Here is a 15,614-nt window from a genome sequence, read left to right on the forward strand (position 1 = left end):
GATCGGGATGATCATCGCCATGGTCGTACCGTTTGTTTTGACCTGCGGGTTGAGCATGAAGATTGTCCGGCCGGGGTATCGGGTTGCCTGATAGATCGTATTCGTCGGATCGCCGCCCGGAGCAGGCTCGCTCCCACATGGGAATGCAATCAACTGTGGGAGCGAGCCTGCTCGCGATGAGGCCCTAAGGGCCTGTACAAAACTTACTGAAGGAATAGCGCCATGCAAGACTGGCAACGTTCGGTCATCTACCAGATCTACCCGAAGAGTTTTCACAGCCACGCCGGCAAACCAACGGGTGATTTGCTCGGCGTCGTGGCCAAGCTCGACTACCTGCACTGGCTGGGTGTCGATTGCCTGTGGATCACGCCGTTCCTGCGTTCGCCCCAGCGCGACAACGGTTACGACATCAGCGACTACTACGCCATCGACCCGAGCTACGGAACCATGGCTGATTGCGAACTGCTGATCGCCGAGGCCGGCAAGCGCGGGATCAAGCTGATGCTCGATATCGTGGTCAACCACACGTCCATCGAGCACACCTGGTTCCAGCAAGCCCGCAGCAGCCTCGACAACCCGTACCGCGATTTCTACATCTGGCGTGATCAGCCAAACAACTGGGAGTCCAAATTCGGCGGTTCGGCCTGGGAGTACGAAGCCCAGACCGGTCAGTACTTCCTGCACCTGTTCGATCACACCCAGGCCGACCTGAACTGGGACAACCCCAAGGTGCGCGCCCAAGTGTTCAAGATGATGCGTTTCTGGCGTGACAAGGGCGTGGGTGGTTTCCGTCTCGACGTAATCAACCTGATCTCCAAACCGGCGGATTTTCCCGAGGACAACAGCGACGGTCGGCGCTTCTACACCGACGGCCCGAACGTCCACGAATACCTGCAGCAAATGCACCGCGAAGTGTTCGAGGGCCACGACCTGATCAACGTCGGCGAGATGTCGTCCACCAGCCTCGAACACTGCATTCGTTACTCGCGGCCGGAGTCGAAAGAACTGTCGATGACCTTCAACTTCCATCACCTGAAAGTCGATTATCCGAACCTGCAGAAGTGGGTTCGCGCCGACTTCGACTTCCTCGCACTCAAGCGCATCCTCTCCGACTGGCAGACCGGCATGCAGGCCGGTGGTGGCTGGAACGCACTGTTCTGGTGTAACCACGATCAGCCACGAGTGGTCTCGCGTTTTGGCCATGACGGTGAGCATCGGGTGGTATCGGCGAAGATGCTTGGCACCGCGCTGCACTTCCTCCAGGGCACGCCGTTCGTGTACCAGGGTGAGGAACTGGGTATGACCAATCCGGGCTTCGATCACATCGATCATTACCGCGATGTCGAGACGTTGAACATCTTCCGGCTCAAGCGCGAGGCGGGCGCAAGCGACGCCGACAACATGGCGGCGATCATGCAGAAGTCCAGGGACAACGGCCGCACGCCGATGCACTGGAATGCCGAACCGAATGCCGGCTTCAGCGTCGCTGAACCCTGGATTGGCGTGCCGGCCAACGCCGCGCAGATCAACGTGGCCGCGCAACGTGATGACCCGGATTCGGTGCTGCATCACTACCGTCAGCTGATTGCCCTGCGCCGCACTGAAGCGTTGATGTCCGACGGCGTTTACCGGCAACTGCTGCCCGAGCACACGCGAATCTGGGCCTATGTCCGCGAAGGCCATGGCGAACGATTGCTGGTGCTGAACAACTTTTACAACACGCCGTGTGAAGTCGAACTGCCGGATGAGGTCCTCAGCGAAGCGATGAGCCAACGCCTGGTGATCAGCAACTACCCGGACTGTCCGCCGCGAAAGCGACAGGTCTTTTTACGGCCCTATGAGTCGTTCGTCCTGCACCTGACCGACGACTGACGCTTAACCAAAAAAAGCACCGTTTCAAAAAACACGCAGAACGCTGCGCGGGGGAGTTTTGCGCGCCGATTTTGCCGAATCACACAATAAAAATAATTGGGTAGCTCTTGAAAACAACAATAAATCGCAGCCTTGCAGCGGCGAGTGTGTGCCTGGCGTTGCCGTTTTCGGCTCAGGCGCTGGAGTTTGGCGGTTACTTGCGTAGCGGTGCAGGAACCTCGGTCAACAGCAGTTCCCAGTCGTGTTTTCAATTACCGGGGGCACAAACGAAATACCGCTTGGGCAACGAATGTGAACAGTACGGGGAGCTGGAATTGCGACAGGACTTGTACACCCTGGACGATGGCTCGGTGTTCAGCGTCGACGGGATGGCTTCGTTGTATAACCAGTACGACCGCGGTCTGACCTTCGAGGGCGACAATGGCTCGGTGCGGATGCCGCAGCTGTACGCGCAGTGGTCGAATCTGCCGAGCCTCAACGGCGGTTCACTGTGGGCCGGCCGGCGTTACTACAAACGGAACGATATCCACATTTCCGACTTCTACTACTGGAATCAGAGCGCCACGGGCGGCGGTATCGAGGACATGCTGATCGGTGACCTGAAATACAGCTACGCCTTCTCGCGCAAGGACAACCTGTACCAGAAGGACTACATCAACCGACATGATTTCAACGTGGCCGGATTTAATACCAACCCCGACGGGGAACTGGAGTTGGGCCTGAGCTACATCGACAAACCCGACAGCCGCGACGCTCATCGCGGTTGGGCGATCACTGCTCAGCATGTGCAAAAGGGCTTTCTGGGCGGCAAGAACAAACTGGCCTTTCAGTACGGCGAAGGCCCCGGCACCGGGTTGGGCTATACCGGTAACGTGCAGCTGGATGACAGCAACAAAAGTTACCGTGTGGTGGAATTCTTCGATTGGCAGGTGACGCCACGCTTCGGCGGGCAAGTCGAGGCGGTTTACCAGAAAGACATTCGCCCGGACGGCAGCGATCAGAACTGGATTTCCCTCGGCGTTCGCCCGGCTTATGCGCTCACCGAGCAGTTCAAACTGGTGACCGAACTGGGCCACGATCAGGTCGAGGCCACGGGCGGCACGCGCAAGCTGAGCAAGTTCACCTTCGCCCCGACCTGGTCGCCCAAAGGTCCGGAATTCTGGGCTCGCCCCGAGGTGCGTTTGTATTACACCTATGCGAGCTGGAACGAGGCGGCCAAACGGGCGGCCAATGAACTGGCGGCGGGGTCGGCGTTGTCCGACACCGGCGCCTTCGGTACGGCGCGCCACGGTTCGAATGTCGGATTGCAGGTCGAGTACTGGTGGAAATAAGCGATGCTGTCGGAGCCTCGCGCTCCATCGGCACTTCAAAGAACAAAACAGCAGGTGACGTCATGGCCACACCCCAACAATTGCAACTGCTCGCGCCGCTGTCCGGCGTATTGATGCCACTGGACCTTGTACCCGATCCGGTGTTTTCCAGCCGCGTGATCGGCGATGGCCTGTGCATCGATCCGACTTCAACGACGTTGTGCGCGCCGCTGTCAGGGGTTGTCAGCAACGTGCAGGCCAGCGGGCATGCGATCAGCATCACCGGCGAAAATGGCGTGCAGGTGTTGATGCACATTGGCCTCGACACGGTGAACCTGGCCGGGAAAGGGTTCACGCGGTTGGTGGAGGAGGGCCAGCAGGTTGACGTCGGGCAGTCGCTGATCGAGTTCGATGCCGATTTTATTGCATTGCATGCCCGCAGCCTGCTGACGTTGATGCTGGTGGTCAGCGGTGAGCCGTTCACTTGGCTGACACCGGAAACGGGTTTGATAGAAAGCGGCCAGCCGCTACTGAGTTTGAAGCCCATCGAGCAGGCGACGGATGAGCCCGTGCCGGAAGAGAGCGAAGCACTGTTTTCCAAACCGGTGACACTGGCCAATCCGAACGGTTTGCACGCCCGCCCGGCAGCGGTGTTCGCCCAGGCGGCGAAAGGTTTTTCGGCGAGCATTTACCTGCATAAACAGCAGGCGAGTGCGAACGCGAAATCCTTGGTGGCAATCATGGCGTTGCAGACGGCACACGGTGACGTTGTGCAAGTCAGCGCGGCTGGCCCGGATGCTGAAGCGGCGATCAAGGCACTGGCCGAGTTGCTGGCGACTGGATGCGGTGAAGCGGGGGCGACCTCGGCGCCGGTTGAGGCGAATGCGATTGAGGCTTCATCGCTGACGGTGTTGCGTGGGGTGTGCGCATCGGCCGGGTCGGCGTTTGGCCAAGTGGTGCAGATAGCCGAACAACCCCTGGAAGTGAATGAATTCGGCGCCACACCACAGGTTGAACGCGATCATCTGTCCCGCGCCCTGGCCGAGGCGCTGCTGGCCCTGCAACAACTGCGCGACAACGCCATGGGCAGCGCGCAGGCAGACATCTTCAAGGCGCACCAGGAACTGCTCGAAGACCCGGGTTTGCTGGAGGCAGCTCACGTGCTGATCAACGAAGGCAAAAGTGCCGGGTTCGCCTGGCGCGCGGCCACCGAGTCGGCAGCAACCGTGTTCAAAAGCCTGGGTAATGCTTTGCTGGCGGAGCGGGCGGCGGACCTGGCCGATGTCGGCCAGCGAGTGCTCAAGCGGATCCTCGGCGTACAGGATCAGGCGATGGAGCTGCCGGAAGGGGCGATCCTGATTGCCGAACAACTGACGCCGTCACAGACCGCCGGGCTCGATACCCGCAAGGTACTGGGTTTCGCAACGGTCGGTGGCGGCGCTACCAGCCACGTCGCGATCCTCGCGCGGGCGTCCGGTTTGCCGGCGATCTGCGGGTTACCCGTTCAGGTGCTGGAGCTGGCCAACGGCACCCAAGTGTTGCTCGACGCCGACAAGGGCGAGCTGCATCTGGACCCGGATCTGGCGGCCATCGAGCAGCTGCAAGCCAATCGTCAGCGCCAGCAGAAGCGCCATCAACATGAGTTGGCGCACGCAACGCTGGCGGCGTGTACCCGCGATGGACACCACGTTGAAGTGACGGCCAACATCGCCTCACTGGCTGAAGCGGAGCAGGCCGTGGCACTGGGAGGCGAGGGCGTCGGTTTGCTGCGTTCGGAGTTTCTTTATCTGGATCGCAATCATGCGCCGAGCCATGACGAACAGGCATCCACCTACAGCGCCATCGCCAAAGTACTCGGACCTGCGCGCAATCTGGTGGTGCGGACGTTGGACGTCGGCGGCGACAAACCGTTGGCCTACGTGCCGATGGACAGCGAAACCAATCCGTTCCTCGGCATGCGCGGCATTCGATTGTGTCTGGAGCGCCCGCAGCTGTTGCGCGATCAGTTCAAAGCGATCCTGAACAGCGCCGGGCTGGCCCGTCTGCACATCATGTTGCCCATGGTCACGCAGCTGTCGGAGTTGCGCCTGGCCCGGCAGCTGCTTGAGGAAGAGGCGCTGGCATTGGGCCTCGCTGAACGGCCGAAACTGGGGATCATGATCGAGGTGCCGGCAGCGGCGCTGATGGCTGACCTGTTTGCGCCCGAAGTGGATTTCTTCTCGATCGGCACCAACGACCTGACCCAATACACTTTGGCCATGGACCGCGATCACCCGCGTCTGGCCAGTCAGGCCGACAGTTTTCATCCGTCGGTGCTGCGTTTGATTGCCAGCACCGTGAAGGCCGCCCACGCCCATGGCAAATGGGTCGGTGTGTGTGGCGCCATGGCCTCGGAAACCCTGGCGGTGCCATTGTTGCTGGGACTTGGGGTGGATGAACTGTCGGTGAGCGTGCCGTTGATTCCGGCAATCAAAGCGGCGGTTCGCGAAGTGGATCTGCTGGACTGCCAGGCCATCGCCCAGCAAGTGCTGGGCCTGGAAAGCGCCGAGCAAGTGCGCGAGGCGTTGCGGCTGTATCACGAGGCGACGGTCGATACTTCACTGGTACTGGAGAACTGAACATGTTCGAGAAAATGCAGCGGGCGTTCTGGAAAGCGTTGACTCCGGATCTGGTGGTGGATGAGCCGAAGGTGGTGGCTCAGGTTGTTTCGGGCCTGGCGCCGGAGGTCGTGGCGGCGTTGGGTGGTGTGGATAACCTCAAGTCGCAGCAGTCTGTGGCGTTGACCCGGGTTCGGGTGGAATTGCGGGATGTGGGGCGGATGGATCGGCAGGCATTGAATGTGGCCGGTGTGCCGGGGGTGATGATGCTGGGCGAAGGTGTTGTGCATTTGTTGATGGGGTTGGTGGTTGCCGGACGTTAAGTGATCAGCGTCAAGAGCCACCCCTCACCCCAGCCCTCTCCCCATGGGGGAGAGGAGGGAAGGGAGCCGATCTTCAAGCTTTTCAAACCTGAGTTCGACTCGATTTTTCAGGTCGATGTAGCTCCAAGAACAACACGGTCAGTCCCCTCTACCCCCTGGGGAGAGGGTTAGGGTGAGGGGCGGCCTCTGCGGCCATCCGCCGCCCCACCCTTACTGTTTCTCAACCGCAGGTGTATCGTATTCGCCTTTTACAGGCCCCGTGCTTGTCGCTGATACGTGAGGTAGTTGAGTTCATGTCCTTTACCCGTCGCCAAATCCTCGGTGGCCTGGCCGGTCTTGTTGTCGTTGGTATCGGAGCGGGGGGCGCATCGCGGTACTGGTTGGGCAAGATGGCCGACGCTGACGCCGGCCACGACTACGAGCTGATCGCCGCACCGCTGGACGTCGAACTGGTGGCCGGGCACAAGACCCCAGCCTGGGCATTCGGCCCCTCGGCACCGGGCACCGAGTTGCGCGTTCGACAGGGTGAATGGCTGCGGGTGCGCTTCATCAATCACCTGCCGGTCGCGACCACCATTCACTGGCATGGCATTCGCCTGCCGCTGGAAATGGACGGCGTGCCCTACGTCTCGCAGCTCCCGGTTTTGCCGGGCGAATACTTCGATTACAAATTCCGCGTGCCCGATGCAGGCAGCTACTGGTATCACCCGCACGTGAACAGCAGCGAAGAACTTGGCCGTGGTCTGGTCGGCCCGCTGATCATCGAAGAGCGCGAGCCGACCGGTTTCAACTACGAAAAAACCTTGAGCCTCAAGAGCTGGCACGTCGATGAGGAGGGTGCTTTCGTCGCGTTCAGCATTCCGCGCGAAGCGGCGCGTGGCGGCACGGCGGGACGCTTGTCGACCATCAACGGCGTCGCCCAGGCGGTGATTGATTTGCCCGCCGGGCAGATCACCCGCGTGCGTCTGCTCAACCTTGATAACACGCTGACCTATCGTCTCAACATTCCTGGCGTCGAAGCGCAGATCTACGCGCTGGACGGCAACCCCATCGAACCGCGTCCATTGGGCAAGGAATATTGGCTGGGACCTGGCATGCGTATCTGCCTGGCGATCAAGGCACCGCCGGCCGGTGAAGAGTTGTCCCTGCGCAACGGACCGGTTCGCCTGGGCACGTTCCGCTCGGTGGCCAACAGCGACGCACCAACCGAATGGCCGCCCGCGCTGCCCGCCAACCCGGTGGCCGAACCGGACCTGGCCAACGCGCAGAAACTCAACTTCAATTTCGAATGGGTGGGCTCGGTGTCGGTCAACGTCGATAACGGCAAGCCGCCGAGCCTGTGGCAGATCAACGGCAAGGCCTGGGACATCACCGACAAGACCTGCGCCGACCGCCCGATTGCCAAGCTTGAGAAGGGCAAAAGCTATATTTTCGAATTGAAGAACATGACTCAGTACCAGCACCCGATTCACCTGCACGGCATGAGCTTCAAGGTCATCGCCTCGAACCGGCACAAGGTCATCCCGTACTTCACCGACACCTACTTGCTGGGCAAGAACGAACGCGCGCAAGTGGCGCTGGTGGCGGATAACCCTGGGGTGTGGATGTTCCATTGCCATGTGATCGACCACATGGAAACCGGCCTGATGGCCGCCATCGAGGTGGCGTGATGCGTCAGATACGTCCCGCTGCGATCATCGACCGTAGCCGCGATCGAGACTTCATGCGCGAAGCGTTGGTCCTGGCGGCTCAAGGCGCTGCGCTGGGCGAAGTGCCGGTGGGCGCGGTGTTGGTGCAGGACGGCGAAATCATCGGCCGTGGCTTCAATTGCCCGATCAGTGGCAACGACCCGAGTGCACACGCCGAGATGGTTGCCATCCGCGCTGCCGCCCTGGCCGCGAGCAACTATCGCCTGCCGGGCAGTACGCTTTACGTGACGCTTGAACCGTGCAGCATGTGCGCCGGATTGATCGTGCATTCGCGGATTGCGCGGGTGGTTTACGGTGCGCTAGAGCCCAAGGCCGGGATTGTGCAGAGTCAGGGGCAGTTTTTTACCCAGGGATTTTTGAATCACCGGGTGCTCTATGAAGGCGGGGTGTTGGCTGAGGAGTGCGGGGCAGTGTTGAGCGAGTTCTTCAAGGCCCGAAGAGCCAAACCAGCAGACTAAACACCGCCCCCCTGTGGGAGCGAGCGATAGCGGACTGACATCCAACATCTTCGTTGGCTGAAAGGTCCTCATCGCGAGCAGGCTCGCTCCCACAGGTTTATCTGGTGTCTGGGAGATCGGCGGCTACTTACGGGCGACGATCACGGCGCGCATCGGCGCCGGCAGCCCTTCAACCGTTTTGCTGTGATCTTCCGGGTCAAGGAAATCACTCAGCGACTGATACTTCATCCACTCGGTCCCGCGTTGTTCCTCGACCGTGGTCACGCTGACATCAACGCATTTCACATCCGTGAACCCGGCACGCCGCAGCCACAATTCGAGCGCCGGCACCGACGGCAGGAACCACACGTTACGCATCTGCGCATAACGGTCTTCGGGTACCAGCACCTGTTGCTGATCGCCTTCGATCACCAGCGTCTCCAGCACCAGTTCCCCACCCTTGACCAGGCAATCCTTCAGCGCCAGCAAATGCTCGATCGGTGAACGGCGGTGATAAAACACGCCCATGGAAAACACCGTGTCGAAGCCTTCCATGTTCGGCGGCAGGTCTTCGAAAGGAAACGGCAGGTGCCAGGCATTGGGTTCGGACAAGTAGCGCTGCACCGCCTGGAACTGGCAGAAGAACAGCCAGTTCGGGTCAACACCAATCACGCTGTCGGCGCCAGCGCCGAGCATGCGCCACATGTAGTAGCCGTTGCCGCAACCGACATCGAGGATGCGTTTGCCCTTCAAATCCAGATGCGGTGCGACTCGTGACCATTTCCAGTCCGAGCGCCATTCGGTGTCGACGTGCACGCCAAACAGGTCGAACGGCCCTTTACGCCATGGCGACAAACCCATCAGCGCGGTGCGCATTTGAGCGCGGGTTTCATCGTCGCAATCGGTGTCCAGCGTCAGGCCATTCAGTAAATCGACGACCCTCGGCTGAATCTTCGGCAACGCGTCCAGCGCACTTTGCCAGCGCTCCAGGTCGCCGTGACCCTTTTCCATTTTCTTGTCGAGTTGCGCTTGCAGGGTGTTGGCCCAGTCGGCCAGCGGAGTACCGGCCAGACGGCGGGCGAGGGGGGACAGATCAATCATGGCAAGGCAATCAACGAGGCAAAGTTAAGACACTGGAACCACGGCACGACTTTCGAGAACCCGGCAGCCAACAGGCGCTCGCGGTGTTCTTCGAGGCTGTCGGGCTTCATGACGTTTTCGATGGCGCTGCGCTTCTGGGCGATTTCCAGTTCGCTGTAGCCGTTGGCGCGTTTGAAGGCCACGTGCAGGTCGGTGAGCAACGCGTGTTCTTCAGGATCGTTGAAGCGCAGCTTCTCCGAGAGGATCAAGGCACCGCCGGGCAACAGCGACTGTTGGATACGGCTGAGCAACGCGGTGCGCTGGTCCGGGGCGATGAATTGCAGGGTGAAATTCAGCGCCACCACCGAGGCTGGCTGAAACTCGAGGGCGAGGATGTCGCCTTCGATCACTTCCACCGGCAGCAACTCCTGAAACATCGAGTCCTGACCGTTGAGGTATTCGCGGCAGCGTTCGACCATCGCCGCCGAGTTATCCACAGCGATGACGCGGCAGCCATCGGTGCGCACGTGGCGGCGCAGGGCCTGAGTTACCGCACCCAGCGACGAGCCCAGGTCGTAGAGCACGCTGTTGGGTTGGGCAAACTGCGCGGCGAGCACGCCGAGGTTTTCAACGATGGTTGGATAACCGGGCACCGAGCGCTTGATCATGTCCGGGAACACCCGCACCACGTCCTCGTTAAAGGCGAAGTCAGGCACCTGGGCCAAAGGCTGGGCGAAAAGGCGATCGGGGTCTTTGCTCACGGCGGTTCCAGCGGCGTAGATGGAAAAGGCCGGCATTTTAGCCAACTTGGCGCGCGGATGCGCGGGTTGTCTGATAAACCGCCGGGCATACTTCGCACTGATCGTTCCCACGCTCTGCATGGGAATGCCACCCGGGACGCTCCGCGTCCCTTCGCGATCTGTCAGCGCGGTTTTTCAGCGAACGCCGACGCCGTGATCCCCCATTGCCCCAGCCAGTAGCTGAGGATGATCACGTAAGGCGCAGCATGAAACGGCGAAACAAATCGATTGATGCCAATCACGCTGTCGGAAAACACAAACGCCACGGCACCCGCCGCCGCCAGCAGCGCCGAGCGCTTGGGCACATCGGTGCCGAGCCGGGCCAGCGCCCGCCAGAGCATGGCGCTGATCGCCAGACCATAAACGATCACCGGCACCAGCAACGGCCCCAAACCGTTTGAAATCAGAATCCCCAGCAGCACGGCGCCAACACCGAGGGCCAGGATCAGCGGCAACACCGCCAATCGCCGGCAATCGCTCAAATAAGCTTTCAGATAGGCGAGATGGGCGACCAGAAACGCCCCGAGACCGAACACGAACAAATCCACCGGCCATGCCAGCAAGACATCGCCGACCAGAGAGAAAATCAAGCCAAGGCTGATCCAGCGCCGATACTCGCTGGGCGGTGCGTCGTGCAGCCAACCAAGCAGGGCCAGCACCGGCATCGGTTTGACCAGCAGGCATAGCAGCGTCGCATGCACGCTGAGGCCATACACAAAGCTCACCGCGCCCATCAACGCAAGAATCAGCCAACCCATGATCAGTTAACCGAGATCGCGCAGTCGAAGGTGTCCACGGCCGGCACTTCCGGCGCCCAAGGCTGCTGGGACGTCAGGCGCAAACGCCCGGTACCGGTAGCGACCGCTTGAAAGCGCCAGGTCGAGATCCCGGCCGCGCCGACGACGCCAGCGTCTTCCGGGTTGCTGTAAACCTCGGGGCTGAGCGCGCGCAATACGCCACCGGCCGAATCCTGGATCGCCCAGCGGTAACCCGTAGTCGGGTTGCTGGGCAGGGTCAGGATCAGGTTTTGCCCGTTGTGCAGCTTCGCCGGGCATTCGCTTTGTTTTTCCACGGTCACGTTCTGTTTCGGTTGCGTGGAACAGGCGGCCAGCAGGGCGAGGCTGAGGGGGACAAACAGGCGGGTGGGGGACATAAGGTCAGTGGCTCCGGCATTTACGACGAACGGCGAGCATAACTGAAGTAGCACCGGATGCTAATTGGACGGTGCCAAAAATCTCACCGACAACTTGCCCACGTCGTCGGCAGATTCCGCAATGCGTTAACCTCTTAGGGGATTTGAATGCCGAAGATGCTTTCAATATTTAACGATTTCTGATGGACCAAAAAAACAATGTCCAGATGCCCGTAATAAAGTTTTTTTATCGGGTCAAGGCATATCGTTATTTGTCCATCTTGCGGGGTGCTGTCAAAGTGCTGGCCGTCTTTCATGCCGTTGTAACTAACCTTGATGAGCTCTTTCTCCAGCGGATAGTTATAGCGTCCATTCGGAGGCAAATCCTGCTGCCCATTACCAAGAATGCTGTCCACAATATCTATTCTAAAATCAAAACCGGTCAGGTCCTGCCAGCGCGAGCCTTGCAGGGTGACAACGTTACTATAGATAGTCCCATATAGTTTGTTGGCGGGCAGAATTTCATGGTTAATGTCGAATTTCCATATGCCTGTGGCTGACTGTTGAGTGGGGGAGTTGTTCATACCTGCTCCGGGTTTGAATTTATAAAAAGATTCAGCCCGGTTAGTTTTGGAATTTGTCAGTCGTAATGTCTACTGTCATAAATAACAGTGTTTAGTAACGTTTCTCTATAGGTGTGCAGTATTTAAAGCATAAAGCGAAACGCTGCCAATCGAGGTTGACAGCGTCTCAGTCGAAGTCAGAACAATATCTTCGCCACATCCGCGAAACGTTTGGCAAAGTGCACGGTAATTCCCTCCTTGAGGTAATCCGGCAATTCGTCAAAGCTTCCACGGTTAGGCTCTGGCAGGATCAGTTCGAAGATCTTCTGCCGCCGCGCCGCGATCACTTTCTCGCGCACCCCGCCAATCGGCAGTACATGCCCGGTCAGCGTCAGTTCGCCGGTCATGGCGATGCCTTTTTTCGGTGCCTGGTTGCGGGCGAGGGAAAGCAGGGCGCTGGCCATCGTCACGCCCGCGCTCGGGCCGTCTTTCGGGGTGGCGCCTTCTGGCACGTGCAGGTGGACGAAAGCTTCGTCGAAGAACTTCGGATCCCCACCAAACGACTTCAGATTGGAGCTGACGTAGCTGTAGGCAATTTCTGCCGACTCCTTCATCACATCGCCCAGTTGCCCGGTGAGTTTGAAGCCCCGGTTGAGCGTGTGAATGCGCGTGGCTTCGATCGGCAGGGTCGCGCCGCCCATGCTGGTCCAGGCCAGCCCCGTGATGACGCCGGTACCGGACAGCACTTGCTCGTTGCGGAAGACTGGATGACCGAGTGAGGCTTCGAGGTCTTTCGGGCCGATCTTGATCACCGCTTTCGGCTCGTCGATCAATTTCACCACGGCTTTGCGCACCAGTTTGCCCAGTTCTTTTTCCAAGTGGCGCACCCCGGCTTCACGGGCATATCCGTCGATCAATGCTTTCAACGCGCTGTCGCTGATGCTCAGGCTGCCTTTGGACACGCCGGCCTTTTCCAGTTGCTTGGGCCACAGGTGACGCTTGGCGATGGCGATTTTTTCTTCGGTGATGTAACCCGACAGACGGATGATTTCCATCCGGTCCAGTAACGGGCCGGGGATTGAGTCCAGGGTGTTGGCGGTGCAGATGAACAGCACTTTCGACAGGTCCAGACGCAGGTCCAGGTAGTGGTCGAGGAATTCGACGTTCTGTTCCGGGTCGAGGGTTTCCAGCAGCGCCGAGGCCGGGTCGCCCTGGTAGCTCTGGCCCATCTTGTCGATCTCGTCGAGCATGATCACCGGGTTCATCACTTCGACGTCTTTCAACGCATGGACGAGTTTGCCCGGCTGCGCGCCGATGTAGGTGCGTCGATGGCCCTTGATCTCGGCTTCGTCGCGCATGCCGCCGAGGCTGAAGCGGTAGAACGGCCGGCCGAGGGATTCGGCAATGGATTTGCCAACACTGGTTTTACCTACGCCCGGCGGGCCGACCAGCAGCACGATGGAGCCGCTGATCTCGCCTTTATATGCACCGACCGCGAGGAATTCGAGGATGCGGTCCTTGATGTCGTCGAGGCCTGCGTGGTGTTTGTCCAGGACTTTGCGCGCGTGCTTGAGGTCAAGTTTGTCCTCGCCGTACACGCCCCACGGCACCGAGGTCGCCCAGTCGAGGTAGTTGCGGGTGACCGCGTATTCCGGCGAACCGGTTTCGAGGATCGACAGTTTGTTCATTTCCTCTTCGACGCGTTTTTGCGCCTGAGCGGGCAGAACCTTGCCTTCCAGGCGCTGTTCGAACTGTTCGATGTCGGCGCTGCGGTCGTCCTTGGTCAGGCCCAGCTCTTGCTGGATGACCTTGAGTTGTTCTTTGAGGAAGAACTCGCGCTGATGCTCGCCGATCTTGCGGTTAACTTCGGCGGAAATTTCTTTTTGCAGGCGCGCGACTTCGACTTCCTTGCGCAGCATCGGCAGGACTTTTTCCATGCGCTTGAGCATGGGCACGCAATCGAGCACTTCTTGCAGTTCGTTGCCGGTGGCCGAGGTGAGGGCGGCCGCGAAGTCGGTCAGCGGCGACGGGTCGTTGGGGCTGAAGCGGTTGAGGTAGTTCTTCAGCTCTTCGCTGTACAGCGGGTTGAGCGGCAGCAGTTCCTTGATCGCGTTGATCAGCGCCATGCCGTAGGCCTTGACCTCGTCGGTCGGCTCGGTGGGCTGGTGCGGGTATTCGACTTCCACCAGGTACGGCGGGCGATGGTGTTTGAGCCAGGTGCGAATGCGCACACGGGTCAGGCCTTGGGCGACGAATTGCAGTTTGCCGTTTTCGCGACTGGCGTGGTGAACCTTGACCAGGGTGCCATAGAGCGGCAGGACCGAGGTGTCGAAATGGCGCGGGTCTTCCTGGGGGGTGTCCATGTAGAACAGGGCCAGGGAGTGGTGCTCGGAATTGCTGACCAGGTCCAGGGTTTCGGCCCACGGTTCTTCATTGACGATGACCGGCAGCACTTGGGCCGGGAAGAACGGGCGGTTGTGGATCGGGATGATGTAGACCTTGTCCGGCAGGTTCTGGCCTGGCAGGGCGAGGCCTTTGCCGGTGGAGTGGTGTTCGGCGTTCTCTGGGTCGGCGTATTCGCTCGGGTCTTCGGGGAATTCTTGCTGGTCGCTCATGGGGCACCTGCGCAATTGGGTATGGGTGTTAGATGGGGCGGGTGGTGGGTGGTTTCAATGGCAGGGTGCTTTTCGTGATGTGTGTTCGGGTTTTTGACAGGTGCTTTGACTTGGCGGCCTTTGGGCCGACCATGTTGTGGGTTGACCGGGTACATATCCATTCCTGCGGTAACGGCGGCTGGCGGTTTCGCCCTTACGGCGACTCACTTTTTTTTCAAACGCCAAAAAAAAGTAAGCAAAAAAAGGCTCGCCCCGAGCGTCCGGCCCCTCGCTTGGGCTCGGCGTTCCTTCGCTCCGGTATCCATCCGGGGACACTGCCCTCCGGTCTGCTTCGCGACGACCTACATGCAGCGTGTTCGACTGCGTCGAACGGCGCTGCGCGCCACTCCCCGGATGAACACCTCCACTCAGCCTCCCGAAGGGGCGGGTGGGTCAAGATCAAGAGCTGCAGGCGAGCTAACGCTCGGCCTGATGAGTGGTTTAGAGCGGGCGGGTGTACGCCGAACACTGTGGGAGCTGGCTTGCCTGCGATGGCGGCCTGACAGCCGACCGGTCTCTTTCTGCTGCACCCAGTTGATCGTTCCCACGCGCAGCTAAGGAATGCAGCCAGGGACGCTCCGCGTTCCGCTTTCGGATGTGACGCAGAGCGTCATGGGATGCGTTCCTTTGCTGCGCGTGGGAACGATCAAACGATCAACAAATCGCGGCGAGGGAGCACTGCGTTTACTGAAGTGGTTCGATTTGATCCAGCACTCGGTTCGCGGTGATCTCCGCCAGCATGATGCTGTTTGAAATGCCTAGCAGGGCATTGCGTGCTCCACCGTCCAGATGGTCGACCAAGTGATGGACCATCACATCGACAGAGGCCAACGTCTCGACCAGATAAACCACCAGGGTTTCGGTCGTGGCGGCTGGGTCCACCGTGAACAGGGTGCTGGGCGTGCGTGGGGTGGCTTTGATGTCGGCAATCGACGGGAAGTGGAAATCGAGGGCGCGTTCAGCGGCTTCGTTGAGTTTGTTTGAATCGGCAGATTCGTAGGGGGAAACAGCGGCAGTTTCGGGGGGATTTGGTGTTGCTTTGAACATGGTGAAGCTCCATTCGAGGACCGGGAGTTCGCCACGACTGCGACCAAGCAGTTGGGTGGCGAACCATACGCAGGTTGGTCGACCAGGGAA

General features: G+C 59.9%; 13 protein-coding genes. 6 read left to right on the forward strand and 7 right to left on the reverse strand.

What is annotated here, in order from left to right; all coding sequences use genetic code 11:
- Positions 1–222 precede the first annotated feature (222 nt).
- From treC to tadA, 6 genes are all read left to right on the forward strand, one after another.
- Positions 223–1,872 carry an alpha,alpha-phosphotrehalase gene (gene treC / locus FQ185_RS25370; RefSeq protein ID WP_149419830.1) on the forward strand — a complete coding sequence of 550 codons (1,650 nt, stop codon included), beginning with the start codon at positions 223–225 and terminating at the stop codon, positions 1,870–1,872.
- 107 nt (positions 1,873–1,979) lie between these two features.
- On the forward strand, positions 1,980–3,203 hold the full coding sequence (locus FQ185_RS25375; RefSeq protein ID WP_149419831.1) for a carbohydrate porin: 1,224 nt from the start codon (positions 1,980–1,982) through the stop codon (positions 3,201–3,203).
- Positions 3,204–3,265: 62 nt separating this feature from the next.
- On the forward strand, positions 3,266–5,800 hold the full coding sequence (ptsP, locus tag FQ185_RS25380; protein ID WP_149419832.1) for a phosphoenolpyruvate--protein phosphotransferase: 2,535 nt from the start codon (positions 3,266–3,268) through the stop codon (positions 5,798–5,800).
- Between the two features lie 2 nt (positions 5,801–5,802).
- Complete coding sequence (locus FQ185_RS25385) at positions 5,803–6,102, forward strand: PTS transporter subunit EIIB (RefSeq protein WP_149419833.1); 300 nt, start codon at positions 5,803–5,805, stop codon at positions 6,100–6,102.
- A gap of 293 nt (positions 6,103–6,395) precedes the next feature.
- Positions 6,396–7,772 (forward strand): multicopper oxidase family protein, encoded by a 1,377-nt coding sequence (locus FQ185_RS25390; RefSeq protein WP_149419834.1) that lies wholly within the window; start codon positions 6,396–6,398, stop codon positions 7,770–7,772.
- Entirely contained in the window at positions 7,772–8,269 is a 498-nt protein-coding gene (gene tadA / locus FQ185_RS25395) for a tRNA adenosine(34) deaminase TadA (protein WP_149419835.1), read from the forward strand. The genes FQ185_RS25390 and tadA overlap by 1 nt, the downstream gene beginning before the upstream one ends.
- A 123-nt stretch (positions 8,270–8,392) precedes the next feature.
- On the opposite strand, the gene cmoB is transcribed toward tadA, so the two are convergent.
- The 7 genes from cmoB to FQ185_RS25435 form a co-directional block, all read right to left on the reverse strand.
- Positions 8,393–9,349, reverse strand: a complete 957-nt coding sequence (gene cmoB, locus FQ185_RS25400) for a tRNA 5-methoxyuridine(34)/uridine 5-oxyacetic acid(34) synthase CmoB (RefSeq protein ID WP_149419836.1) — start codon at positions 9,347–9,349, stop codon at positions 8,393–8,395.
- Positions 9,346–10,125, reverse strand: coding sequence for a carboxy-S-adenosyl-L-methionine synthase CmoA (gene cmoA / locus FQ185_RS25405; protein ID WP_178113600.1), 780 nt, complete (start codon positions 10,123–10,125; stop codon positions 9,346–9,348). Before cmoA ends, cmoB begins: the two co-directional genes overlap by 4 nt.
- Positions 10,126–10,250: 125 nt before the next feature.
- Complete coding sequence (locus FQ185_RS25410; protein ID WP_149419838.1) at positions 10,251–10,886, reverse strand: lysoplasmalogenase; 636 nt, start codon at positions 10,884–10,886, stop codon at positions 10,251–10,253.
- Positions 10,887–10,888: 2 nt separating this feature from the next.
- Entirely contained in the window at positions 10,889–11,281 is a 393-nt protein-coding gene (locus FQ185_RS25415; protein WP_149419839.1) for a protease inhibitor I42 family protein, read from the reverse strand.
- A 134-nt stretch (positions 11,282–11,415) separates the two neighbouring features.
- On the reverse strand, positions 11,416–11,844 hold the full coding sequence (locus FQ185_RS25420; RefSeq protein WP_149419840.1) for a hypothetical protein: 429 nt from the start codon (positions 11,842–11,844) through the stop codon (positions 11,416–11,418).
- 176 nt (positions 11,845–12,020) lie between these two features.
- Positions 12,021–14,438, reverse strand: a complete 2,418-nt coding sequence (gene lon / locus FQ185_RS25425; protein ID WP_149419841.1) for an endopeptidase La — start codon at positions 14,436–14,438, stop codon at positions 12,021–12,023.
- A 723-nt stretch (positions 14,439–15,161) separates the two neighbouring features.
- Positions 15,162–15,524 carry a DUF6124 family protein gene (locus FQ185_RS25435; RefSeq protein ID WP_149419842.1) on the reverse strand — a complete coding sequence of 121 codons (363 nt, stop codon included), beginning with the start codon at positions 15,522–15,524 and terminating at the stop codon, positions 15,162–15,164.
- Positions 15,525–15,614: the final 90 nt, after the last annotated feature.

The organism is Pseudomonas sp. ANT_H12B, assembly GCF_008369325.1.
In the GTDB taxonomy this organism is placed as follows: domain Bacteria; phylum Pseudomonadota; class Gammaproteobacteria; order Pseudomonadales; family Pseudomonadaceae; genus Aquipseudomonas.

What these genes read in the sequence shown, in the direction of transcription:
- FQ185_RS25435 (WP_149419842.1), bottom strand. Translation starts at nt 15,524, where the DNA reads ATGTTCAAAGCAACACCAAATCCCCCCGAAACTGCCGCTGTTTCCCCC.
- FQ185_RS25410 (WP_149419838.1), bottom strand. Translation starts at nt 10,886, where the DNA reads ATGGGTTGGCTGATTCTTGCGTTGATGGGCGCGGTGAGCTTTGTGTAT.
- tadA (WP_149419835.1), top strand. Translation starts at nt 7,772, where the DNA reads ATGCGTCAGATACGTCCCGCTGCGATCATCGACCGTAGCCGCGATCGA.
- cmoB (WP_149419836.1), bottom strand. Translation starts at nt 9,349, where the DNA reads ATGATTGATCTGTCCCCCCTCGCCCGCCGTCTGGCCGGTACTCCGCTG.
- FQ185_RS25385 (WP_149419833.1), top strand. Translation starts at nt 5,803, where the DNA reads ATGTTCGAGAAAATGCAGCGGGCGTTCTGGAAAGCGTTGACTCCGGAT.
- lon (WP_149419841.1), bottom strand. Translation starts at nt 14,438, where the DNA reads ATGAGCGACCAGCAAGAATTCCCCGAAGACCCGAGCGAATACGCCGAC.
- treC (WP_149419830.1), top strand. Translation starts at nt 223, where the DNA reads ATGCAAGACTGGCAACGTTCGGTCATCTACCAGATCTACCCGAAGAGT.
- cmoA (WP_178113600.1), bottom strand. Translation starts at nt 10,125, where the DNA reads ATGCCGGCCTTTTCCATCTACGCCGCTGGAACCGCCGTGAGCAAAGAC.
- FQ185_RS25415 (WP_149419839.1), bottom strand. Translation starts at nt 11,281, where the DNA reads ATGTCCCCCACCCGCCTGTTTGTCCCCCTCAGCCTCGCCCTGCTGGCC.
- FQ185_RS25390 (WP_149419834.1), top strand. Translation starts at nt 6,396, where the DNA reads ATGTCCTTTACCCGTCGCCAAATCCTCGGTGGCCTGGCCGGTCTTGTT.
- FQ185_RS25420 (WP_149419840.1), bottom strand. Translation starts at nt 11,844, where the DNA reads ATGAACAACTCCCCCACTCAACAGTCAGCCACAGGCATATGGAAATTC.
- ptsP (WP_149419832.1), top strand. Translation starts at nt 3,266, where the DNA reads ATGGCCACACCCCAACAATTGCAACTGCTCGCGCCGCTGTCCGGCGTA.